Origin of the sequence: Sphaerisporangium siamense, assembly GCF_014205275.1 — a bacterium.
Lineage (GTDB): Bacteria > Actinomycetota > Actinomycetes > Streptosporangiales > Streptosporangiaceae > Sphaerisporangium > Sphaerisporangium siamense.
In genome coordinates, this window is sequence record NZ_JACHND010000001.1 from 3,052,995 (window position 1) to 3,076,386 (window position 23,392).

Consider the following 23,392-nt stretch of genomic DNA (forward strand, 5'->3'; position numbering starts at 1 on the left):
GAGACTTGTTGTCCGGGGATTTGACACGTCGGTTGTGTCAGGGGCTATCGTTGCGGCATGCGTAACACTGGGGACCAGATCGCCGGGCTCGTCCGGCTCGATGGCGTAGTACTTCGCCGGCGCGCGGGTCGCTGACGAAGAGTCCCCAGCCTGCGCGCAGCCCCAGCACCGCCTCCCGGCGGGGCGGGGCATTTTTTATGGCCACACCCAGCTCAGCCACGCGAGGAAACGAGCCGATGACCGAAGAATTGACAGGTGCGCAGGCCCTGGTTCGGGCGCTGGAGCACGTCGGGGTCGACACGGTGTTCGGAATTCCCGGCGGCACCATCCTGCCCGCCTACGACCCGCTCTACGACAGCACCAAGGTCAGGCACGTCCTTGTACGGCACGAGCAGGGCGCCGGCCACGCGGCCGAGGGATACGCCCAGGCCACCGGCCGTGTCGGGGTCTGCATGGCCACCAGCGGCCCGGGCGCGACCAACCTGGTGACCGCCATCGCCGACGCCTACATGGACTCGGTGCCGATCGTCGCCATCACCGGGCAGGTCGCCACGCCGCTGATCGGCACCGACGCGTTCCAGGAAGCCGACATCTGCGGCATCACCATGCCGATCACCAAGCACAACTTCCTGGTCACCGACGTCGCCGACATCCCGCGCATCGTCGCCGAGGCGTTCCACATCGCCGCGACCGGCCGGCCGGGGCCGGTCCTGGTCGACATCCCCAAGGACGTCCTGCAGACCAAGGGCACCTTCTCCTGGCCGCCCACCATGCGGTTGCCGGGCTACCGTCCGGTCACCCGGCCGCACTCCAAGCAGATCAGGGAGGCCGCGCGCCTGATGGCCGAGGCCAGGCGGCCGGTGCTGTACGTCGGCGGTGGCGTCCACAAGGCCGGCGCCGCGGCCGAACTGGCCCAGCTCGCCGAGCTGACCGGCATCCCGGTGGTCACCACGCTGATGGCCCGGGGCACCTTCCCCGACAGCCATCCGTTGCACCTCGGCATGCCGGGCATGCACGGCACGGTGGCGGCCGTCGGGGCGCTCCAGCGCAGCGACCTGATCGTCGCGCTCGGCACCCGCTTCGACGACCGCGTGACCGGCAGGCTGGACAGCTTCGCCCCGCACGCGAAGGTCATCCACGCCGACATCGACCCGGCCGAGATCTCCAAGAACCGGCACGCCGACGTCCCCATCGTGGGCGACTGCCGCGAGGTCCTCACCGACCTGATCGGGGCCGTGAAGAACGAGCAGGCCGAGGGGCACGCCGGCGACTACGCCGCCTGGTGGAGCATCCTGAACGGCTACAAGGAGACCTACTCCCTCGGGTACGACGACTTCGCCGACGGCTCGCTCGCCCCGCAGTACGTCATCAAGCGGCTCGGCGAGATCGTCGGCCCGGACGCCCTTTACCTCGCCGGCGTGGGCCAGCACCAGATGTGGGCCTCGCAGTTCATCTCCTACGAGCGGCCGGGGGCGTTCATCAACTCCGGCGGCGCGGGCACGATGGGCTTCGCGGTGCCCGCGGCCATGGGCGCCAAGATGGGCAGGCCCGACGCCGTGGTGTGGGCCATCGACGGGGACGGCTGCTTCCAGATGACCAACCAGGAGCTCGCCACCTGCGCGCTCGAAGGTGTGCCGATCAAGGTCGCCGTGATCAACAACGGCAACCTCGGCATGGTCCGGCAGTGGCAGACGTTGTTCTATAACGAGCGCTATTCCAACACCGACCTGCAGGCGGTCCGCCGCATTCCCGACTTCGTGAAGCTCGCGGAGGCGTACGGTTGTGTCGGCCTGCGGTGCGAGCGCCCCGAGGACGTCGACGCGACGATCCGCAAGGCCATGGAGATCAACGACGTGCCGGTGGTCGTCGACTTCGTCGTCCACAAGGACGCCATGGTCTGGCCCATGGTCGCGGCGGGCACCAGCAACGACGAGATCAAGATCGCGCGGGACATGGCTCCCGTGTGGGACAACGAGGAGGACCTGTGACCGGGCATCTGCCCCGCGCGCGGTCCGGACGCCTGACAGGTTTCGCGGGAGGGAACGCATGAGCCGCCACACGCTGTCGGTTCTCGTCGAGAACAAGCCGGGCGTGCTGGCCCGGGTCGCCTCGCTGTTCAGCAGGCGCGGGTTCAACATCGACTCGCTCGCGGTCGGGCCGACCGAGCACGACGACGTGTCTCGCATGACCATCGTCGTCAACGTCGCCGAGCTCCCGCTGGAACAGGTCACCAAGCAGCTCAACAAGCTGGTCAACGTCATCAAGATCGTTGAGCTGGACCCCGCGCAGTCCGTGCAGCGCGAGCTCACCCTGATCAAGGTCAGGGCCGACGCCGAGACGCGGTCCAACGTGCTGGAGCTCGTCCAGCTCTTCCGCGCCCGCTGCGTGGACGTCGCCACCGACGCGGTGACCATCGAGGTCACCGGCACGCCGGACAAGCTCGACGCCTTCATCCGGGTGCTCGAACCGTTCGGCATCAAGGAGCTCGTCCAGTCGGGCATGGTGGCCATCGGCCGCGGCGCCCGTTCCATAACCGACCGCTCGCTGCGGGCCCTGGACCGCAGCGCGTGAGCCGTACGAACCCACGAAAGGCAACAAGCTAGTGACTGAGATCTTCTACGACGACGACGCCGACCTGTCGATCATCCAGGGCCGGCACGTGGCCGTCCTCGGATACGGCAGCCAGGGCCACGCCCACGCGCTGTCGCTGCGCGACTCCGGTGTGGACGTCCGCGTCGGCCTGCCCGAGGGTTCCAAGAGTCGTGAGAAGGCCGAGAACGACGGCCTGCGCGTCGTGACCCCGGGGGAGGCCGCCGAGGAGGCCGACCTCATCATGATCCTCGCGCCGGACCACATCCAGCGTCACCTGTACGCCGAGCACGTCGCGCCGAACCTCGTCGAGGGCGACGCCCTGTTCTTCGGTCACGGCCTCAACATCCGCTACGGCCTGATCGAGGCGCCCGAGGGCGTCGACGTCGCCATGGTCGCGCCGAAGGGCCCCGGCCACCTCGTGCGCCGCCAGTTCACCGCCGGACGCGGCGTCCCGGTGCTCGTCGCCGTCGAGCGCGACGCCAGCGGCGACGCCTGGCCGCTCGTGCTCTCGTACGCCAAGGCCATCGGCGGCACCCGCGCCGGCGCGCTGAAGACCACCTTCACCGAGGAGACCGAGACCGACCTGTTCGGCGAGCAGGCCGTGCTGTGCGGCGGCGTGTCCGAGCTGATCAAGACCGGCTTCGAGACCCTGGTCGAGGCGGGCTACCAGCCCGAGGTGGCCTACTTCGAGTGCCTGCACGAGATGAAGCTGATCGTCGACCTCATGTACGAGGGCGGCATCTCCAAGATGTACTGGTCGGTCTCCGACACCGCCGAGTACGGCGGCTACAGCCGTGGCCCGCGCGTGGTGACCAGCGAGACCAAGAAGGAGATGCAGCGCATCCTCGGCGAGGTCCAGTCCGGCGCGTTCGCGCGCGAGCTGGTCGAGGAGTTCGACGGCGGCCAGGGCAACTTCCGCAAGTACCGCGAGGAGCTCTCCGAGCACCCGATCGAGAAGACCGGCGCCAAGCTCCGCCCGATGATGAGCTGGCTCAAGGAGAAGTGACCTTCTCCCGGTCGCGCGTCGTCTGACGAGGCCGGTCCTCTTCCCGATGGGAAGAGGACCGGCCTCGTGGCGTCATCGGCGGTCGTTCAGCACGGGGCGGGCTTGCGCCAGGAGCATTCGAGGTCGCCGTCCGGCGCCTGGCGCGGGTCCGCGCTCCTGAGCGCGCCGGTCGCGTCCGCGGGCGTCGTCCGGGAGAACCTCGCCAGCCGCACCGCCACCGCGTCCTCGAAGTCCTTCGGGCTCGCAGACAGATAGTTGTTGGTCAGGATCGAGAAGACGAGCGGCTCGCCGTCCGCGCCGGTCACATAGCCCGACAGGCCGCTGACGCCGGTCAGCGACCCGGTCTTGGCGTGGACGTTGCCGGCCGCGGGGGTCCCGGCCATGCGACCGCGCAGCGTGCCCCCGGTGAGGCGGTCGGAGACGCCCGCGACGGGCAGTGCGTCGTACCAGGCCGGGAACCACGGCTTGGCGCGCAGCGCTATCAGGTACGCCGTCAGCTCGCCCGGCGTGACGCCGTCCGCGCGCGACAGCCCCGAGCCGTCGCGCAGGCTCAGCGCCTTGACCCCGTTGGCGGCGGCGAACGCCCGCGTCACGGCCAGCCCGGCGCTCCAGCCGCCCGCGCCGGACACCTTTCGGCCCATGGCCTTCGTGAGGATCTCGGCGTGCATGTTGTTGCTGAGCTTCATGAACGGCACCAGCAGCTCGCGCAGCGGCATCGACGCGCGCGTGGCGACGCTCGTGGCCGTCGCCGGCGCCGCGCCCCGCGACGTGCGGCCGAGCACGCGCACGCCGTGCCGGGTCAGCGCCTTCCTGAACAGCGACGCGGCGTACCCGGTGGGGTCGTCCACGGCGATCCACTCGTCGTAGGCGCCGGCGCCGGCGACGGTGCCGGTGACGACGATCGTGTTCGTCCCGTGCTCGCGGGTCACCGCCACGTCGGTCTTCGTGCCCGTCGTGGCGTGGTTCTCGATCGTGACGTGGTCGGTCTCCGGCGTGGTGCTCACCTTGGCCGGCGAGCCCTGCGCGCCACCCGGCGCCACCGACACGATCAGCGACCCGGCGTCGTAGTCGGTGTCCGGCGCGGCGGTCAGCGCCGAGATCTGCGCCGCGTAGTAGTACGGCTCGTCGTCCTGCGCCCAGTCGGTGCCGAGGCGTGAGGCGTCGAACCACGTGTCGTCCGCCACCAGCCTGCCGGTGACCACCTTGACCCCGGCCGAGGCGACCTTGGCCGCGAGCGCGTCGTAGTCCGAGGCGAGCATGGTCGGGTCTCCGGTCCCCTTCAGGTACAGGTCGCCGGTCAGCGTCGCCCCCGCGCGGCGGCCCGCGCTCAGCACGCTCGTGGTGAAGCGGTAGTCGAGGCCGAGGGTGTCCACGGCCGCGGCCGAGGTCAGCAGCTTGGTGTTGGACGCCGGGGCGAGCACCTTGCCCGCGTCCTTGGCGTACAACTGCTCGCCGGTCGCGGCGCTCCTGACGACCAGGCCGGAACCGGCCACGACCAGGCGCGGATCGCCGAGCAGCCGGTCCAGGTCCTGGACGAGGTCCGTGACCCCCGGCGCGGGATCGGCGGCCGTGGCGGTGGCCCCGCCGGTGGCCTGCGTGAACGTCGCGGCCAGGGCCGCCGCCATCGACAGGGTGATCCATGGTCTGCGCTTGCGCACGGCATGCCTCCGAGTGGGGGGTTGCACGGATCATCGGCAAGATCGTCGGCGTGGGCAATACGAAAACCTACGTATGTCCCGCGCGACCGCGCGGCAGGCGCCGCCGCCGGCGTGACCGGCGGCGAGAGGACAACCTGTCGCTACGGAAAGTAGCGTATCGGCTTCCGTGCGTGAAAACTCGGTGACGGCATCCTCACGAACACCGGCACCACCGGTGGTCACAGAAGATCGGAGTACTCATGCGACGAGCCGCACCGACGGCCGCCCGGCGCCCCCGGGCCGCCGCCCTGGCCGTGCTCACGGCGCTCGCCCTCGTCCCCGGCGCGGGCGCCGCCCGGGCCGCGAACGGGCCCGCCCCCATGAAGCCCATGAAGAGGGACGCGACCGGCTACTGCCTGGACAGCGGCGGCGACAGCTCCCGCGTCAAGGTCCCCGCCTACCTGTGGCGCGGTTGTGCCGACCCCTCGCCGAACCTGCGGTGGGTGATCGAGAACGGGCGGATCAAGAACGTCGCGACCGGCTACTGCCTGGACAGCGGCGGCGACAGTTCCCGGAGCAAGGTCCCCGCCTACCTGTGGCGCGGCTGCGCCGACCCCTCGCCCAACCTCCGCTGGGTGATCCAGAGCGGGCGGATCAGGAACGTCGCGACCGGGTACTGCCTGGACAGCGGCGGCGACAACTCGGGCGCGAAGGTGCCCGCCTACCTCTGGCACAACTGCTCGGACCCGTCCACGAACCTCCGGTGGGTCGTGGAGAACGGGCAGATCAGGAACGTGGGCTGACCCAGCCCGCGGACGCCCCGGGACCGCCTTCCCCGGCGCGGTCCCGGCCGCGTCTCAGGTCGCCGTCGCCAGGACGAACGCGCACTCGCCGAACGACACCTCGTCGCCGATGCGCACCCGCGCGGGCCCGACCAGCCGCCAGCCGTTCAGGCGCGTCCCGTTGAGCGACCCGAGGTCGATCAGCATCCAGTCGTCGCTGTCCCGCCGCAGCTCGGCGTGCACGCGCGAGACCGTGAGATCGCTCAGCACCAGATCGCACTCCGCTCCCCGGCCGACCACGTACCGCACGCGGCTGTCCCCCGGCAGCGCGAGCCGGGGGAGCCGGGGCCGCCTCCAGGCGCTCTCGACCCGGTTGGTGAACTCGGAGATCGCCGAGACGGACTCGGTGAGCCTGCGCCGCCACTTCCCGCGCGGCGGCAGGTCGGACACGAGGTCGGTCAGCTCGACCTGACTGCGCGCCCGCAGCGCCTGGTCGACCCGTCCGAGGAACGTGTCGTGTGAGATCTTCCCCTCGACGGCATGATCGCGCAGTTGATCGATCGCGCGATCACGGTCCCCATCGGAGGCGCGCACAGGCGGGTGCGTCGAACTCATGTCCCGAGTATCGGTCTGGCAACGGCAGGGTGTCCAGAATATGCGGGATCTCGGGCATTACGGCGCGTCCACATACCCGGGCTCCGGTAGAACGGTTGTGCGGAGCATACTGCGTATGCATACTCAGTATTCATGTCGGTCCGTCATGGTCTGCTGGCTCTTCTGACGCAGGGGCCACGGTATGGGTATCAGCTTCGCGCCGAGTTCGAGGCGTCCACAGGGGCGACCTGGCCGTTGAACATCGGCCAGGTCTACACGACCTTGTCGCGCATGGAGCGGGACGGGCTGGTGGCGCCCGGGGAGCAGGACGAGCAGGGGCGCGTCGTCTACGCCATCACGGAGGAGGGCCGGGCGGAGCTGCGGCGATGGTTCGGCACCCCCGTCGCGCAGGCCGACCGGCCCCGCGACGAGCTGGTGATCAAGCTCGCCATGGCCGTCACCGCGGGAGAGGTCGACGTGCGGCAGGTGGTCGGGGCGCAGCGCACCGCGACCATGCGCACGCTGCAGGACCTGACCCGCGCCAAGCGGGCGCAGTCCGGGGCGGCGCAGCGGCTCGTGCTCGACTCCATGATCTTCCAGGCGGAGGCCGAGCAGCGCTGGCTGGACCACTGCGAGGCCGTGCTCGCCGAGCCGCCGTCCTCAGGGCGGGCACCGGGCCGGTCCGCGTCCAACGGCAGGACTTCTCAGGAGACGAGTGATGATGAGTGAGCGTGTCGTGCGGCTCGCCGAGGTGACCCGCGTGCACGGGGAGGGTCCACAGGCGGTCCGCGCCCTGGACGGCGTGAGCTTAGAAGTGGCCGCGGGCGAGCTCGTGGCCGTCATGGGCCCTTCGGGGTCGGGCAAGTCGACGTTGCTGAACATCGCCGGAGGGCTCGACCGGCCCACCTCGGGCACGGTCGCCGTGGAGGGCGCCGAGCTCGGGACGCTCTCGGCCAAGGCGCTGGCCAGGCTGCGCCGCAGGCACGTCGGATACGTCTTCCAGGACCTCAACCTGATCCCGTCGCTGACGGCCGAGGAGAACGTCATGCTCCCGCGTGAGCTGGACGGCGTCGCGGCCCGCCAGGCACGGCGCGAGGCCAGGGAGGTCCTGGACGAGGCCGGGGTTCCCGGGGCCGGCCACCGGTTCCCCGACGAGCTGTCCGGCGGGCAGCGGCAGCGGGTGGCCATCGCGCGCGCCCTGGTGGGGCGGCGCAGGCTGCTGCTGGCCGACGAGCCGACCGGCGCGCTGGACACCGCCGCGGGGGAGGAGATCCTGGCCCTGCTCAGGGCGCGGTGCGACGCGGGCGCGGCGGTGCTCCTGGTCACCCACGAGCCCCGCCACGCCGCCTGGGCCGACAAGGTGATCTTCCTGCGGGACGGTGCCATCGCCGACCGCACGGACGAGGGCGTGGAGCAGGTCCGTGCGCGTTCCGGAGGGGCGAGGTGAGCGGGGCGCGCGCCGCGCTGCGGATCTCGCGCCGGGACGCCTGGCGCGCCAAGGGCAGAAGCTCGCTGGTGGTGGCCATGGTCGGTCTGCCCGTCCTGGCGATCACGGCGATGCTGACCCTGCTCGTCACGTTCGACGTCTCCCCCCAGGAGGGGCTGGCGGCTCAGCTCGGGTCGGCCGACGCGCTGATCCGGACCAACGCGTGGTCGGACGAGGAGGGCGTCGAGCAGGACCACACCGGCACCTACGTCACGAGCACCGGCTCCGGGAGGCCGGGGAAGGAACCGACGCCCGCGCGGCCGTGGACGGCTGAGGAGGTCGCGCGCCTGCTGCCCGCGGGCAGCAAGGTCGTCCCATGGACGGGCTCGGCCGAGTATTACCGGAGCAGCCGATGGCTGGGGGACGCCTCGGTCAGCGAGCTCGACCTGCGGGAGCCGATGACCCGCGGCCTGTTCGTCCTCCGCGACGGCCGGTTGCCGGGCGCCACGGACGAGGTGGTGGTCTCGCCCGACTTCGCCGCGCACGGCGTCACGGCCGGATCGACCCTCACCCTGCTGGGGAACCCGCGCGCGTACCGGGTGGTCGGCACCGTCACCGCGCCTCAGGCGGTTCGCACGGGCCTCGTGGTGGGCCTGCCCGGCGGCCGGCTGGCGGTCCACACGCCCTCGACCGAGTGGCTCGTCGACACGTCGAGGCCCGTGACCTGGGACGACATCAAGCGGTTCAACGCGCGGGGGTCGGTCGTCGTCGCGCGCGCGATGGTCATGGACCCGCCCCCCGAGGCCCTGGAGTCCGACGCGGCGCCCGCTCCGCGGTCCGGCCTCCAGATGCTGCTGTCCGGGATGGGCGTGATGATGATCGTCCTGGAGGTCGTCCTGCTGGCGGGGCCCGCCTTCGCGGTCGGGATACGGCGGCGCCGCCGCGAGCTCGCCCTGATCGCCGCCCAGGGCGCGTCGGCGGCGCAGCTGCGACGGGTGGTCCTCGCCGACGGCCTCGTGCTCGGCGGCCTCGCCGCGGTGCTCGGCCTGCTCGGCGGGCTGGGCCTGGCCCGGGCGACGCTCGCGGTGGGGCTCTGGACCGCGTTCGTCCCCTCCTCAGGGCCGTTCGAGGTGCCGTGGGTCCCGGTCGCGGGCGTGGCCGTGCTCGGGCTGGTCAGCGCGCTGCTGGCCGCCGTGGTGCCGGCGCGCCAGGCCGCCCGCGCCGACGTCGTGGCCGTCCTGGCCGGACGGCGCGGCGCCGTGGCCGCCCGCAGGGGGTGGCCGGTGGCCGGCCTGGTGATGACGGTGGCCGGCCTGGCGCTCACCATCGGCGGCACCAGGCAGGGAGCCCTCTGGGTCACCGGTCCCCACAGGTCGCCCGGCGTCTGGGCCACCTCCTATCTCGGCGTCATCGCCGGATCCCTGCTCGCGATGCTCGGCCTGGTGGCCATGACGCCGATGCTGGTGGGCCTCGCCGCGCGGGTCACCGTACGCCTGCCGCTGCCGTTCAAGCTCGCCGGACGCGACGCCGCGCGCAACAGGGGCCGCACGGCGCCGGCCGTGGCCGCGGTGATGGCCGCCACGGCGGGGCTGGTCGCCGTGTCGATCCTGTCCGCCAGCGAAGGGGAACGGTACGCCCGCCAGTACCGTCCGGAGTGGACGCGCGGATCCCTGGTGATCCAGGGCACGAGCGGCACGGGCGCGGAGATGCCGCTCGTGCGGGCCGCCGTCGAACAGGCGCTGCCTGGTGTTCCGACCATGCTGGTCTACACGCGTTTCACAGACGCGGGCCGGTCCAGGAACGTGGCCGTGGTCGAACCTCGGTGCGCCGATCCGAGCGCCTGTGCCGGTCAGTGCGATGAGCCGGAGCCGTGCGGCCGCCTGTACGGCCGCGTCATGGTCGGCGGCGCCGACCTCCTGCGGTACCTGGTGGGCCGCGAAGACCCGGCGTCGGCCGCCGCGCTGGCGGACGGGAAGGCCGTGCTGCTCGCCGCGCTCGCCCGCGACGGCAAGGCCACGCTGAGCATCTCGGAGAGCGACGCGCTGGGCCGCCGCTCCGCGCGGCGGGTGCAGGTGCCGGCGGTGACCGTGAACCCCGAGCGCAGGCCGGCCGCCGACGCCCTGCTGCCGCTCTCCCTGGCCGCCACGCTGGAACTCGACGCGCGCCCGTCGGAGCTGGTCATCGACCCCGCGGTGCACCAGGTGACCTCCGAGGAGGAGGCGCGGATCACGCGCCGGGTGGCGGCGGTCACCTCCCTCACCTACATCACCCTGGAGCAGGGCCCGCGGCGCAACGAGCTCCCGTTCCTGGTGCTGATGGGGGCCGCCGTCATCCTCGTCCTCGGCGGCACCTTCGCCGCGACCGGGCTCGCCGCCGCCGACGCGCGGCCCGACGTGGCCACGCTCGGCGCGGTGGGGGCGCCGCCCCGGCTGCGGCGCCTGGTGACTGCCGGGCAGGCGTGGTTCGTCGCGGCCACGGGCGTCACCCTCGGGGCCCTGGTCGGGCTGGTGCCCGGCATCGCCACGACCTGGCGGATGAACGTGTTCCCCGGCTACGGGGGCTGGGTGTCGTACACCCCCGTCTCCCGGATCCCCACGCCGGTCGTGGTGATCCCGTGGCCGTCCATCGTCGCGCTGGTGGTGCTGCTTCCCGTGGTCGCCGCGCTCGTCGCGGGGCTGTTCGCGCGGACGCGGATCCCGTTGGCGCGCCGCATGGAGTGACGTCAGGTCGTGCGCGGGGCCGCCGTGGCCAGGTGGGCGGCGGTCAGGCGGTACTTCAGCGTCATCAGGACGCCGGCGAAGGTGATGAGCGCGGGGACGACGGTCTGTACGAGCAGGACGGCGGTCACCGCGCCGCCGGGCTGGGTGACGGGGTTCTCGGGGTCGGAGGAGACGAACCCGCCCATCGCCAGCCCGGCGCCGACCACCAGGGCGCCGAGGGCGGTGACCACGTTCTCGGCGGCGGTCCACAGGCCGGTGAAGACGCCGCCCCTGCGCTTGCCGCTGACGGCGGAGTCGTGGGCGATCACGTCGGCCAGCATGGAGAACTGCAGGAGCTGGAGCCCGGCGTACCCCACGCCGACGATGACGATCATGGCGTGCGCGTACACCATGCCGAGCAGGGGGGTCAGCACGGTCAGCAGCGCCCCGCCCATGAACAGCAGCCCGGCGAGCACCATCGCGCCGCGTTTGTCCATCCGGCGGGCGATCCGCACCCACAGCGGCATCGTGACGAGCATGGGTCCGACGAGGGCGGCGAACAACGTGCTGGTGGCCGAGGTGTCCCCGGCGATGTAGGCGGCGAAGTACGGGGCCGCCGCGAGCATGACCCCGGTGGCCAGGGTCTGCGCGCATGACAGGCCGAGCAGCCACAGGAACGGGCGGCTGTCCCTGGCGGCGGCGAGCTGGGCGCGCAGGCCGGCCTCCGGCTCCGCGTTTCCGGTGAACGGCGCCCTGGCCGTCCCGAGGAACGATCCCACCATGGCGGCCAGCAGCACCGCGCCGCAGACGATCCCCATCAGCCGGTAGCCGTCCACGGAGTGCGCGGCGATGCCGGGGGCGATGATGCCGCTCAGGGCCACCGCGAGCGCGACGAAGATCATGCGCCACTGCAGCAGGGACGTGCGCTCGTGGTAGTCCTCGGTCATCTCGGCGGGCATCGCCTTGTACGGCACCTCGTACAGCGCGTACCCGGTGGCCGCGAGCAGGAAGAACACCCCGACGAACAGGGCGGCGGGCACGCCTCTCAGCGGCGGGCCGGCGAACGTGAGCGCGAAGCTCACCGGGAGGACCAGCGCGCCGGCGAGCATCCACGGGCGGCGCGGCCCCCAGCGGGAGACCGTGCGGTCCGACCACTGGCCGACCAGCGGGTTGGCGAACAGGTCCCACGCCTTGGGCGCGAAGACGATCAGCCCGGCCAGCCACGCGGGCACCGCGAGGATGTTGGTCAGGTAGAACAGCAGCAGAAGGCCGGGGACGGTGGTGAAGGTGGCCGTGCAGAAAGATCCGACGCCGTAGCCGAGCCGGACGCCGCGCGAGACGCCGCCGACCCCCGGCGCCTCAGGGGGAGGGACCATTGCGTCATTACAGCCCACCCCTCCCCAGCCCCGCCAGCCCCCAGAACCACACATCCCGCAATAGATCCATGTTTCCGGCGTGGGGAAGGCGCGAGTCCTGGAAGAACCGGCCGCCGCGGACGCCGGCCGTGACGGCGGCACGGGACGGTGAGCGAGCCGGGCGGCCCGAGCGAACACGCCGATCGTCAGCAGCCGCCGCACCACTCCTCCTCGTCCCGGCCGTCTCGGCCGGTGCCGACGATGCTGCGGCCTGCCCCAAGGGCAAGGTCAACCACGGTCTCAGGAGCGACGGAGGCTCAGAGGCCCTGACGTGGTGAGCCGTCCCGGCCCTCGGCCGCCGGTGCCGGCTCCGGGACCCGCCCTTCGCCCGTCCGGTGGCGGCCAGGGTCCGGCTTCCAGTCCTGGACGAGGAGACCGAGCAGCACCAGGTCCAGGAACTCGCCCATCACCCAGGCCGAGGAGCGCAGCACGCCCTCGCGGACGAAGCCGTTGCGCTCGGCCGAGCGCAGCATCGCGACGTTGTCCGACAACGTCTCGGCCTGCAGCCGCCACAGGCCGCGCACGACGAAACCGTAGTGGCACAGCACCGCGACCACGTCGGTGCCGTAGCCCTTGCCGCGGGCCGACGGCAGCAGCCCCAGCCCGATGTGCGCGGACCGGTTGTGGTCGTCGATGCCCCACAGCGTCGCGACGCCGACCAGCGTGCCGCCGTCCAGCTTCACCACGGAGAAGGCGACGTCCCGCCGCTCCTTGTCGTCCACCGCGAACGGCGACTCCTTCGAGCCGGGCGTGATCGGCCGCCACGGACGGCCCGCGGCCCGGGAGGAGGTGACCACGTCGTCGTGGAGCTCGGTCTGCAGGATCGGGATGTCGTCCTCGTGCCGGGCCCTGAGCCCGATTTCGCTGCCTTTCAACACGCAAGCTTCCTAGCCGACCGGGGCGGTCGGCGGCAAGCCGATAAGTCAGTGGTCGCGGACGTCGGCGCAGACCACGTGGGCGGCCAGTTCGATCATGCGGCGTTCGGTGTAGGCGTCGGCGACGCGGGCCATCAGGACGGGCGCCTCGCTGGCCGCGAGCTGCGGCAGGCGGGCGCGGACCATGCGGTGCAGGTCCCTGACCATGTCCTCGGCGGCCCTGGTGTGGACCTTGACGTGCAGCATGATCCCCGACGAGCCGGACACCGTGCGGGCCTCGGAGATCCACACGTGGTGGACCAGCGGGAAGTCGCGGAGCAGCTCGGCGATCGCCACGCGCAGCGCCGGCAGGATCGGGTGCCCGCACCGCTTGTACCCGGGATCGACCTGCTGCATCGGGCCCGACAGGTGGGGCCGCGGGGCGGGGATCCACGGGGTGGACGGCGCCTCGGGCACGTTGTTCGGCACCGGGGCGGTCAGCGTCTCGTCGCCCCGGTAGGAATCACGGCCGTAGGAGCTCCCCGCATAGGAGTCCCGGCCGTAGGAGTCGCGGCCGTAGGAGCCCTGTGCCGTCCGCTCGCTGACCGTCGCCATGGCGCCGGTGGCGTACGCCGTCGGGGTGGCGCTGGACATCGCGGGCGCGGCGGCGGTGTTCCGTCCGCCACGGGTGGAGGCGAGGTACCGCTGGAGGTCCTCGATGGGGACGGCCGCGGCGGCGGGCCCCGCGGCGTCGATGACGATCTCACGCACGCCCGTGACGCGCTGGATGTCCAGGATGGTGTCGGCGTCGCAGGCCGACAGCGAGTGGTTGCCGCGGTGCCGCGCGTAGGTGCCCGGGCCGGTGTACCCGAGCAGGACGCGCTCTCCCGCCTGCGTCGTGCCGAGCACGACGGAGCGGTCAGGCCGTACGGCGACCAGGATGCCCCACTCGGCGAGCGCCGCCAGAAGCCGGTGCGGGCTGCCGTGCTGCGCGAGCACTTCTCCGAGGGAGGGGTTCCCGATGCTCATACGACACACGATAGGTAGTAGGGCACGGCTAATGAGCCTAATCGTCAAGAAATGTTGCGATCAATACCAAGATGGCGGCATGGGGGTGGAATGCCCACCAGGTGGGTACCCCGCCCGGCGTGCGGAAAACCCCCTCCGGCGTCTCGTATGGCGGACGCTCGTGAGAGCTTTCACAAGCACGGATAGACTCGAACCTTGTCCGTGCATCCGCACTTCCCAAAGGACCCACCCGTGAACAAGCCCGTCGTGTTGGTCGCAGAGGAGCTCTCCGAAGCAGGTCTCGCCGTGCTCGGGGCGGACTTCGAGGTCCGTCACACCGACGGCGCCGACCGCTCGCAGTTCCTTCCCGCCCTCGCGGAAGTGGACGCCCTCATCGTCCGCAGTGCCACCCAGGTGGACGCCGAGGCGCTGTCCCACGCGCCGCGGCTGCGGGTCATCGCCCGCGCCGGGGTCGGCCTGGACAACGTCGACGTCGAGGCCGCCACCAAGGCCGGCGTCATGGTCGTGAACGCGCCCACCTCCAACATCGTCAGCGCCGCCGAGCACACCGTCGCCCTGATCCTGGCCAGCGCCCGCAACGTCGCCCAGGGGCACGCCGCGCTGAAGGGAGGGGAGTGGAAGCGCTCCAAGTACACCGGCGTCGAGCTCGACGGGAAGGTCGTCGGCGTCCTCGGCCTCGGCCGCATCGGGCAGCTTGTGGCCCAGCGCCTGGCGCCGTTCGGCGTCGAGCTGATCGCCTACGACCCCTACCTGCAGCCCGCCCGGGCGGCGCAGATGGGCGTGCGGCTGGTGTCCCTTGAGGAACTGCTGAAGCAGGCGGACTTCATCACCGTCCACCTCCCCAAGTCCAAGGAGACCATCGGTCTCATCGGCGACCGCGAGCTGCACACGGTCAAGCCCTCGGTCCGCATCGTGAACGTCGCCCGTGGCGGCATCGTGGACGAGGCCGCGCTGTACTCCGCGGTCAAGGAGGGCCGGGTCGCCGGCGCCGGCATCGACGTGTTCTCCAAGGAGCCCGTCACCGACAGCCCGCTGTTCGAGCTGGACGGCATCGTGGTGACCCCGCACCTGGGCGCCTCCACGCACGAGGCGCAGGAGAAGGCGGGCACCCAGGTCGCGCGCAGCGTCAAGCTGGCCCTCGCGGGCGAGTTCGTGCCGGACGCCGTGAACGTCCAGGGCGGCGCCGTCGCCGAGGACGTCAAGCCGGGCCTGCCGCTGGCCGAGAAGCTCGGCCGGGTCTTCACCGCGCTGGCCGGCGAGGTCGCGACCCGCCTGGACGTCGAGGTCCGCGGCGAGATCGCCTCCCAGGACGTGCGGGTGCTGGAGCTGGCCGCGCTCAAGGGCGTGTTCACCGACGTCGTCGAGGACACCGTCACCTACGTCAACGCCCCGCTCCTCGCCAAGGACCGCGGCGTCACGGTCGAGCTGGTCACCAGCGACGAGAGCCCCGACTGGCGCAACGTGCTCACCGTCAGGGGCGTGCTGGCCGACGGCCGCACGGTCTCGGTGTCGGGCACGCTGTCCGGGCCGCGCCAGATCACCAAGATCGTCGAGGTCAACGGCTACCAGATGGAGATCGAGCCGACCGACCACCTGGCGTTCTTCACCTACGCCGACCGCCCCGGCATCGTGGGCATCGTCGGCAGGATCCTCGGCGAGCGCGCGGTCAACATCGCCTCGATGCAGGTCTCGCGGGACGCCAAGGGCGGCAAGGCGCTCATCGCGCTCACCGTCGACACGGCCATCACCGCCGAGGTCACCGAGCAGATCGCGCAGGAGATCGGCGCCGAGGGCGGCCGCACGGTCGACCTGGGCGACTGACCTTCCCATCCGTCGGCGCACGAGGCCCGCTCCCGTCCGGGGGCGGGCCTCCGTCATGTCCGGCCGTCTCAGATAGTAAGATGGTCGGCCGTCCTGCGAGACAGCGCTTTCGTCGCCAGGTAGCCTGGAGGGTGATGACGCGCCAGGTTCTCGTACTCATTACCTGCCGCGGCGGGGCCTGATCAAGGGCAGGCCGGCTACCCGCCGCGGTGTGTGGCGTTGGTCGGCTGTGAGTCCCCCCTCCTGATCCGTGACCCGGACGGGAAGGAGCCCCGGTCCGGATTCGCGACCGGAATCCGAACGTTCCCGACCATCGCACGCGCCCGGCGCGCGTGCTTCTCAGCGAATGAGAGAAAAATGTACGAGATGTATCCCTGGGACGCCCCCGAAGAGCAGCAGCACCACGAGGACGAGGCCCCGCGCGCCGTCCAGACGGCGCTGGACCGCCGCGACAACGGCGGCGCCTCCGCCGCCTACTGACCCCGCCCGGACGTCCCTCAGGTCCCGCCACAGGCGCTCAGGGCGAGCGCGAGCGCGCCGTACAGAGGGGCGTCGTCCACGAACCGCGCGGAGACGAGCTCCGGGGGGAAGGGGACGGCCCGCCGCACCTCGGCCGCGAGCCGGGGCATGATCTGCTCGGCCGCCCCCATCATCCCGCCGCCGACCACCACGCGCTCGGGGTCGAGCACCACGCAGACGTTGGCGATGGCCATCGCGAGCGACTCCACGGCGCCGTCCAGCAGGGCGCGCACGGACGGGTCGGCGCGGGCGCCGAAGAGCGAGGCCGCGCTGACCTGCCGGCCGAGCAGGGTGGAGCCGCGCCGCGCCAGCGCCTGCCCGGAGACCACCTCCTCCAGGGGCGCCCGCCCGTCGGCGAAGGCGGACTCGCCCGGCCTGCTCAGCAGGTAGCCGATCTCGCCCGCCGCGCCGTGCGCCCCCGGCACGACCCGCCCGCCGACGACCAGCGCGGCCGCCAGGCCCGTGCCGAGGTTCAGGTAGAGCGCGGTCGAGGCGCCGCGCAGCGCGCCCCAGCGCAGCTCGGCCGACGCCGCCGCGTTGACGTCGTTGTCGATGGCGACCGGCGTGTCGCCGAACTCCTCACGCAACAGCCGGGGCAGCTCCAGGCCCTCCCAGCCGGGGACCGTCGGCGCCAGCCGCACCGTGCCGCCCCGGACCACGCCGAACGTCGACACCCCCACGGCGTGCAGCGCCCCCCGGCCCGCCAGCGCGCGGGCCGCGTCCAGCGACCTGCGCAGCACCCGCTCGGCGCCCTCCGCGCCGCGGGTCGGGAGCCGCGCCGTGCGCAGCGGCCGGTCCACACGGTCGGCGGAGGCGGTGGCGAGGGCGACCTTGGTGCCGCCGAAGTCGATGCCGAGGACGACCTCCCGGCACACCGGACGCTGGGGGAAGAGGGTGGCCACCACGCCGAGGTTCTCACAGAGTGCGGGATCTCGGTAGACGACGGCGTGTCCGTTCCGGGCGATCAGGCGTACTTGCGCATGCCGGATCCCTTCCGCGCCCTTCCGTGGGTGTCCCGTGGACTTCGTTCGCGACCTTGCCTGGGCGGATGATGTGCGAGTCTGGGGGGCGTGGTGACTATCGGCGGCACGGCCAGTACGACAGCGGTGCTACGCGTCATGAACGAACGCGCGGTCTTCGCGGAGATCTTCAAACGCGGCAAGGTCTCCAGGCCCGAGCTGGCCCAGGCCACAGGACTGTCCAAACCGACCATCTCCATGGCCCTGGCCGACCTCGAACGCGCGCGCCTCGTGCGGCCGATCGGCCTGCGCACCGGCAACGCCGGGCGCGCCGCCCTGCTGTACGAGATCCGGCCCCAGGCGGGGTACGTCCTCGCCGTCGACATCGGCAGGGAGTTCGTCCGGCTGGCCATCGCCGACCTGGTGGGCGACATCGCCGCCCGCAGGGACGAGCACCGCAGGGGCGGCGAGACGCCCCGCGAGCTCGTCGCCTGGCTGTCCGGGCTGGCGCGCGCCCTCGCCGACGAGGCCGGCGTCGCGCTCGCCGACATCACCCTCACCGTCTTCGGCACCCCGGGCGTCCACGACAAGGGCACCTCCTCGCTGCAGCTCGCCCCGAACCTGCCCGGCTGGGACCGGCCGGGGTCGATCGGCCTGTTCGAGGGCGTCGCCGGCGACGCGCCCTACCTCGTCGAGAACGACGTCGATCTCGCCGCCGTGGGCGAGGGGGCGTACGGCCTCGGCCAGGGCATCGCCCATTTCGCGCTGGTCTGGATCGGCACGGGCATCGGCATGGGCATCATGATCGACGGCAAGCTGTACCGCGGGTGCCAGGGGGCGGCGGGCGAGATCTCCTATCTCCCGGTCGGCGAGGGCGATCCGCTGGTGAACCGGGGCAGGGGAATGCTGGAGTCGGTGGCCTCCGCCGACGGCGTCGTGGCGCTCGCCGGCCGCCTCGGCATGCGCGGGGTGGACAGCGCCAAGGACGTCTTCGACGCCGCGCGCGCCGGGGACGAGACCGCGGGCAGGGTCGTCGCCGCCGAGGCCGACCACATCGCGCACGCCCTGGCCGGCATCATCGCCGTGCTGGACCCGGAACTTGTGGTGCTCGGCGGCGGCATCGGCGTCCAGGCGGGCGACATGCTGATCGGCCCGGTCACCGAGTTCCTGGGCGACCTGGTGGCCCTGCGCGTCCCCATGATCAAGGCCTCGACGCTGGGCACCGACGCCGTGCTGCTCGGCGCGATGGCCGTCGGCCTCACCAGGGCCCGCGATCTCGTCTTCGAGCGCGCCGTCGCCCAGGCGCCCCCCGGCTGACCGCTTCCCGCGTCTCCGCGTGTCCGTTTGGTGAGACGCCGTGTTCGACCTCCGAGACCGCCCGGTAAGGTACCTGCATGCGGGATTCTCTCAACATCCGTCTGGCTGTCATCCCCGGGGACGGCATCGGCCGTGAAGTGGTCGCCGAAGGGCTCAAGGTCCTGGACGCGGTCGGCCTCAAGCTGGAGACCACCACCTACGACCTCGGCGCCGCGCGCTACCACGCGACCGGTGAGACGCTGCCCGACGAGACCCTCGCCGAGCTGCGCGGGTTCGACGCGATCCTGCTCGGCGCGGTCGGAGACCCGAGCGTGCCGCCCGGCGTCCTGGAGCGCGAGCTGCTGCTCAGGCTCCGCTTCGAGCTCGACCACTACGTCAACCTGCGCCCGGTCAAGCTCTTCCCCGGGGTCGAGACCCCGATCGCCGCGGCCCGCCCCGAGGACATCGACATGATCGTCATCCGCGAGGGCACCGAGGGGCCGTACGCGGGCGCGGGCGGCATCATGCGGCGCGGCACCGCCCAGGAGATCGCCACGCAGGAGAGCTTCAACACCGCCTACGGCGTCGAGCGCGTCGTGCGCTACGCCTTCGACAAGGCGGTGGCGCGGCCGCGAAAGAAGCTCACCCTGGTCCACAAGACCAACGTCCTCACCTACGCGGGCGACCTGTGGTCGCGCGTGTTCGAGCGGGTGTCGGCCGAGTACCCCGAGGTCACCACCGACTACTGCCACATGGACGCCGCCTCCATGTTCTTCGTCACCCAGCCGCAGCGCTTCGACGTGGTCGTCACCGACAACCTGTTCGGCGACATCCTCACCGACCTCGGCGCCGCGGTCGCGGGCGGCATCGGCCTGGCCGCCAGCGGCAACGTCAACCCCTCGCCGAAGGGCTCGGAGTCCTGGGCGCCCAGCATGTTCGAGCCGGTCCACGGCAGCGCGCCCGACATCGCGGGCCAGGGCAAGGCCGACCCGACCGCGACCATCCTTTCCGTCGCCATGCTCCTGGACCACCTCGGCCTGGCCGAGGAGGCCGCCCGCGTCGAGCAGGCCGTCGCCGACGACCTCATCGGACGCCAGACGGTCTGGGCGCAGCGCTCGACCCGCGAGATCGGCGACGACATCACCGCACGAGTAACCGGCTAGGGGTCGCCCCCGACGCCGACAGACGCGCATGGCGGCCCCCGGACGGGGCGCCATGCGCGTTTTCGCGTCTCCGGGGCGCCCGATCCCCACCGTCCGCGTCGAGGTCCCTGAGGACACACTCCCGTGTGTCCAAATGATGCAGTAGTTTCCCGTTACCCGGTCAGTCGCACAATGGATGCAGGCGAGACCACAGAAAAGAGAAGGATCTTCGACATGACCACCGCTCCCAAGCTCAGCTTCGACGTGCAGCAGTCCCACGCCGCTCGTACCCCGGCCGAGCGCGAGCGGGTACTGGCCGCCCCGGGGTTCGGGCAGACCTTCACCGATCACATGGTCAGCATCGACTACACCGAGGGCCAGGGGTGGCACGACGGCCGCCTCACGGCGTACGGGCCGCTCACCCTCGATCCGGCGACCTCGGTGTTCCACTACGCCCAGGAGCTGTTCGAGGGCCTCAAGGCCTACCGGCAGGAGAACGGATCGATCGTCGCCTTCCGCCCGTACGCCAACGCCTCCCGCTTCAACATCTCGGCCCGGCGCATGGCCATGCCGGAACTGCCCGAGGAGACGTTCGTCGAGGCGCTGGAGCTCCTGGTGCAGACCGACCGCGACTGGGTGCCGTCCACCGAGGGGCACAGCCTCTACCTGCGTCCCTTCATGATCGCCACCCAGGTGGGGCTCGGGGTCAACTACCCCTCGAAGAGCTACCGGTTCATGGTGATCGGCTCGCCCGCCGCCGCGTACTTCGCCGGCGGGGTCAAGCCGGTCTCGGTGTGGCTCTCGCAGGACTACACCCGCGCGGCCCCCGGCGGCACCGGCTTCGCCAAGTGCGGGGGCAACTACGCCGCCGCCTTCGTCGCCCAGCGGCAGGCCGTCGAGAACGGCTGCGACCAGGTCGTGTGGCTGGACGCCGCCGAGCACCGCTACGTCGAAGAGATGGGCGGCATGAACCTGTTCTTCGTCTTCGGCGACCGTCTGGTCACCCCCGACCTCACCGGCACCCTGCTCCCCGGCATCACCCGCGACTCCCTGCTCACCCTGGCCGCCGACCTCGGGCTCGCCGCCGAGGAGCGCAAGATCGGCATCGACGAGTGGCGGGACGCCTGCGCCTCCGGCGAGCTGACCGAGGTCTTCGCGTGCGGCACCGCCGCCGTGATCACTCCCGTCGGCTCGGTCAAGGGCGTCGACGGCGGCTGGACCATCGGGGACGGCGCCCCCGGCCCCGTCACCCTCCGCCTGCGCGACGAGCTGATGGGCATCCAGTACGGCACCCGCCCCGACCCGCACGGCTGGGTCCACAAGATCTGCTGACGACCTCGCCCCGAAGGACCCGGCCGGGCCACGGCCGGGTCCTTCTCGCGTCTAAGGGCAGGTGAGAGGCTGTTTCCGGCCGCCACGGCTTCCAGATGGTGAGACCGATGTGCCACATGGTGATGGGATGTGGCAGACTTCCAGACACCATGTTCTACGGTCTGCTCATTATCGGCAGGCGCGCCGGCTGACATACAGGGACACCGCCGGCGCGCAGACCTCTCACGTCCGTGAGGGGTCTTTTTGTTTGGGTCCAGACCTCCCGCCCCAGGGCCCGCGCGCGGCGAACGATCGCACCCGCGAAGGAGACGAAACCATGGCCGATGACCGATTCCACGTCTACGACACGACGCTGCGCGACGGCGCTCAACAGGAGGGGCTGTCCCTGACCGTCGCCGACAAGCTGGCCATCGCCCGTCAGCTCGACGACCTCGGCGTCGGCTTCATCGAAGGAGGCTGGCCCGGCGCCAACCCCAAGGACACCGAATTCTTCCGGCGGGCTCGAACAGAGCTCGACCTGAAGCACGCGCGGCTCGCCGCGTTCGGCGCGACCCGCCGGGCGGGCGTGAAGGCGGCCGACGACCCACTGGTCGCCGCGCTGCGCGAATCCGGCGCGCCGGTCGTGACCCTTGTCGCCAAGAGTCACGACCGGCACGTGGAGCTGGCCCTCCGCACGACTCTCCAGGAGAACCTCGCGATGATCCGCGACACGGTCTCTCACCTTCGTGCGGAGGGACAGCGAGTTTTCCTCGACGCCGAGCACTTCTTCGACGGGTACAAGTCCAACCCAGCGTACGCGCTGGAGGTTCTGCGCACCGCCGCCGAGGCGGGGGCCTCGGTGGTCGCCCTCTGCGACACCAACGGCGGCATGCTGCCCGACGAGCTGGCCGAGGTCGTCCACGAGGCGGTGAGCACGGGCGCCCGCGTCGGCATCCACTGCCACGACGACACCGGCTGCGCGGTGGCCAACTCGCTGGCCGCCGTCAAGGCCGGCGCCACCCACGTCCAGGGGTGCGCCAACGGGTACGGCGAGCGCTCCGGCAACGCCAACCTGTTCACGGTCGTGGCGAACCTGCAGCTCAAGCGCGGGTTCGACCTGGTGCCCGAGCAGTCCCTCGCCGAGATGACCCGCATCGCCCACGCGATCAGCGAGGTGACCAACGTCACCCCCAACTCCCACCAGCCCTACGTAGGCGTCTCGGCGTTCGCGCACAAGGCCGGCCTGCACGCCAGCGCGATCAAGGTGGACCCGAACCTGTACCAGCACATCGACCCGGCCCAGGTCGGCAACGACATGCGCATGCTCGTCTCGGACATGGCGGGCCGGGCGTCGGTGGAGCTGAAGGGCAAGGCGCTCGGCTACGACCTCACCGGCCAGCAGTCCCGCGAGCTGGTCGAGCGGGTCAAGGAACTGGAGGCCCGGGGGCACACCTTCGAGGCCGCCGACGCCTCCTTCGAGCTGCTGCTGCGCGACACCGTCGCCGGCGAGCGCAGGCGGCACTTCAGCGTGGAGTCCTGGCGCGTGATCGTCGAGCGGCGCCCCGGCGGGGACGTGGTCAGCGAGGCCACGGTCAAGCTGCACGCCAAGGACGAGCGCATCGTCGCGACCGGCGAGGGCAACGGCCCCGTCAACGCGCTGGACCGCGCCGTGCGGCTGGCGCTGGAGAAGCTGTACCCCGAGCTGGCCGAGGTCGAGCTGATCGACTTCAAGGTCCGCATCCTGGAGGGCACCCACGGCACGGACGCCGTCACGCGCGTGCTCATCGCCTCCAGCGACGCGGCGGGCGAGTGGGCCACGGTCGGCGTGGACGAGAACATCATCGAGGCGTCCTGGCAGGCGCTGGAGCAGGCGGTGACGTACGGCCTGCTGCGGGCCGGCCACACCCTCTGAGACGCCGGGGACCGGGTTCTCGCGGCCCGGTCCCCGCGGACGCCGCGGACCGGGTGGCCGGCGTCAGCGGCGAGAGCCCGGCGGCCCCTGCCAGAGCACGGCGACGCAGATGATCGCGGAGAGCACCAGCAGAACCCCGGCCAAGATCTCCAGCAGCGCGGTGAACGACATGACGGCCTCCCCCCGGCCGCACCGTGGCGCGTACTTTTCCTCGGTTACTTTCACTATCCGTCTTCGCGCGACTCCCGGTCAACGCCCCCGGACGGTCCCGGGGTGGAGGGCGCGGGTGGATTGATCTAACGTGGAGGCACACGAGGGGAGTACTTCCCAAGTGCCGGTCCCGGTCAGTACGGACCCGCGAGAGGGTCCCCGGGCGGCCGCCCGCGTGCGCCGGGTGA

The 23,392-nt window shown here is 71.8% G+C and carries 19 protein-coding genes; 13 read left to right on the top strand and 6 right to left on the bottom strand.

The window, feature by feature from the left end:
• The first annotated feature begins 197 nt into the window (after positions 1–197).
• The 3 genes from BJ982_RS14055 to ilvC are packed head-to-tail and all read left to right on the top strand — an operon-like array spanning position 198 to position 3,598.
• A complete protein-coding gene (locus tag BJ982_RS14055; RefSeq protein ID WP_184880255.1) occupies positions 198–1,988 on the top strand; it encodes an acetolactate synthase large subunit in 1,791 nt (596 codons plus the stop codon).
• Between the two features lie 58 nt (positions 1,989–2,046).
• Positions 2,047–2,571, top strand: a complete 525-nt coding sequence (gene ilvN / locus BJ982_RS14060; protein WP_184880257.1) for an acetolactate synthase small subunit — start codon at positions 2,047–2,049, stop codon at positions 2,569–2,571.
• A 31-nt stretch (positions 2,572–2,602) separates the two neighbouring features.
• Entirely contained in the window at positions 2,603–3,598 is a 996-nt protein-coding gene (gene ilvC, locus BJ982_RS14065; protein ID WP_507763470.1) for a ketol-acid reductoisomerase, read from the top strand.
• Between the two features lie 86 nt (positions 3,599–3,684).
• On the opposite strand, the gene dacB is transcribed toward ilvC, so the two are convergent.
• On the bottom strand, positions 3,685–5,256 hold the full coding sequence (gene dacB / locus BJ982_RS14070; RefSeq protein WP_239123351.1) for a D-alanyl-D-alanine carboxypeptidase/D-alanyl-D-alanine endopeptidase: 1,572 nt from the start codon (positions 5,254–5,256) through the stop codon (positions 3,685–3,687).
• Positions 5,257–5,495: 239 nt separating this feature from the next.
• On the opposite strand from dacB, the gene BJ982_RS14075 reads away from it, so the two are divergent.
• On the top strand, positions 5,496–6,038 hold the full coding sequence (locus tag BJ982_RS14075; RefSeq protein ID WP_184880259.1) for an RICIN domain-containing protein: 543 nt from the start codon (positions 5,496–5,498) through the stop codon (positions 6,036–6,038).
• Positions 6,039–6,092: 54 nt separating this feature from the next.
• Here BJ982_RS14075 and BJ982_RS14080 read toward each other — a convergent pair whose 3' ends face one another.
• A complete protein-coding gene (locus BJ982_RS14080; RefSeq protein WP_184880261.1) occupies positions 6,093–6,632 on the bottom strand; it encodes an FHA domain-containing protein in 540 nt (179 codons plus the stop codon).
• A gap of 132 nt (positions 6,633–6,764) precedes the next feature.
• Between BJ982_RS14080 and BJ982_RS14085 the strand changes: the two genes are divergently transcribed.
• The 3 genes from BJ982_RS14085 to BJ982_RS14095 are packed head-to-tail and all read left to right on the top strand — an operon-like array spanning position 6,765 to position 10,757.
• Positions 6,765–7,340, top strand: a complete 576-nt coding sequence (locus BJ982_RS14085) for a PadR family transcriptional regulator (protein WP_184880263.1) — start codon at positions 6,765–6,767, stop codon at positions 7,338–7,340.
• Positions 7,330–8,058 (top strand): ABC transporter ATP-binding protein, encoded by a 729-nt coding sequence (locus BJ982_RS14090; RefSeq protein ID WP_307784653.1) that lies wholly within the window; start codon positions 7,330–7,332, stop codon positions 8,056–8,058. Before BJ982_RS14085 ends, BJ982_RS14090 begins: the two co-directional genes overlap by 11 nt.
• A complete protein-coding gene (locus BJ982_RS14095) occupies positions 8,055–10,757 on the top strand; it encodes an FtsX-like permease family protein (RefSeq protein ID WP_184880265.1) in 2,703 nt (900 codons plus the stop codon). The genes BJ982_RS14090 and BJ982_RS14095 overlap by 4 nt, the downstream gene beginning before the upstream one ends.
• A 2-nt stretch (positions 10,758–10,759) precedes the next feature.
• Here BJ982_RS14095 and BJ982_RS14100 read toward each other — a convergent pair whose 3' ends face one another.
• From BJ982_RS14100 to BJ982_RS14110, 3 genes are all read right to left on the bottom strand, one after another.
• Positions 10,760–12,112, bottom strand: a complete 1,353-nt coding sequence (locus tag BJ982_RS14100) for an MFS transporter (RefSeq protein WP_184880267.1) — start codon at positions 12,110–12,112, stop codon at positions 10,760–10,762.
• A 296-nt stretch (positions 12,113–12,408) separates the two neighbouring features.
• Positions 12,409–13,029 (bottom strand): GNAT family N-acetyltransferase, encoded by a 621-nt coding sequence (locus tag BJ982_RS14105; RefSeq protein WP_184880269.1) that lies wholly within the window; start codon positions 13,027–13,029, stop codon positions 12,409–12,411.
• A gap of 45 nt (positions 13,030–13,074) precedes the next feature.
• The gene (locus BJ982_RS14110) at positions 13,075–14,034 is read right to left on the bottom strand and encodes a hypothetical protein (protein ID WP_184880271.1); all 960 of its coding nucleotides are present in this window, start codon (positions 14,032–14,034) and stop codon (positions 13,075–13,077) included.
• A 231-nt stretch (positions 14,035–14,265) separates the two neighbouring features.
• Here BJ982_RS14110 and serA point away from each other — a divergent pair, with 231 nt between their 5' ends.
• Positions 14,266–15,855 (top strand): phosphoglycerate dehydrogenase, encoded by a 1,590-nt coding sequence (gene serA / locus BJ982_RS14115; protein WP_184880273.1) that lies wholly within the window; start codon positions 14,266–14,268, stop codon positions 15,853–15,855.
• 357 nt (positions 15,856–16,212) lie between these two features.
• Entirely contained in the window at positions 16,213–16,335 is a 123-nt protein-coding gene (locus BJ982_RS39320; RefSeq protein WP_260324659.1) for a hypothetical protein, read from the top strand.
• A 17-nt stretch (positions 16,336–16,352) separates the two neighbouring features.
• Here the strand turns inward: BJ982_RS39320 and BJ982_RS14120 are convergent, their stop codons facing one another.
• Complete coding sequence (locus BJ982_RS14120) at positions 16,353–17,279, bottom strand: ROK family protein (RefSeq protein ID WP_221482319.1); 927 nt, start codon at positions 17,277–17,279, stop codon at positions 16,353–16,355.
• Positions 17,280–17,717: 438 nt separating this feature from the next.
• Between BJ982_RS14120 and BJ982_RS14125 the strand changes: the two genes are divergently transcribed.
• The 4 genes from BJ982_RS14125 to cimA all read left to right on the top strand — a co-directional run bounded on the left by BJ982_RS14125 (position 17,718) and on the right by cimA (position 22,994).
• The gene (locus BJ982_RS14125) at positions 17,718–18,650 is read left to right on the top strand and encodes an ROK family protein (protein ID WP_376697707.1); all 933 of its coding nucleotides are present in this window, start codon (positions 17,718–17,720) and stop codon (positions 18,648–18,650) included.
• Between the two features lie 77 nt (positions 18,651–18,727).
• The gene (locus BJ982_RS14130; RefSeq protein ID WP_184880277.1) at positions 18,728–19,792 is read left to right on the top strand and encodes a 3-isopropylmalate dehydrogenase; all 1,065 of its coding nucleotides are present in this window, start codon (positions 18,728–18,730) and stop codon (positions 19,790–19,792) included.
• A 213-nt stretch (positions 19,793–20,005) separates the two neighbouring features.
• Positions 20,006–21,103 (top strand): branched-chain amino acid aminotransferase, encoded by a 1,098-nt coding sequence (locus BJ982_RS14135; protein WP_184880279.1) that lies wholly within the window; start codon positions 20,006–20,008, stop codon positions 21,101–21,103.
• 316 nt (positions 21,104–21,419) lie between these two features.
• Positions 21,420–22,994, top strand: a complete 1,575-nt coding sequence (gene cimA, locus BJ982_RS14140) for a citramalate synthase (RefSeq protein WP_184880281.1) — start codon at positions 21,420–21,422, stop codon at positions 22,992–22,994.
• The last annotated feature ends 398 nt before the right edge of the window (positions 22,995–23,392 follow it).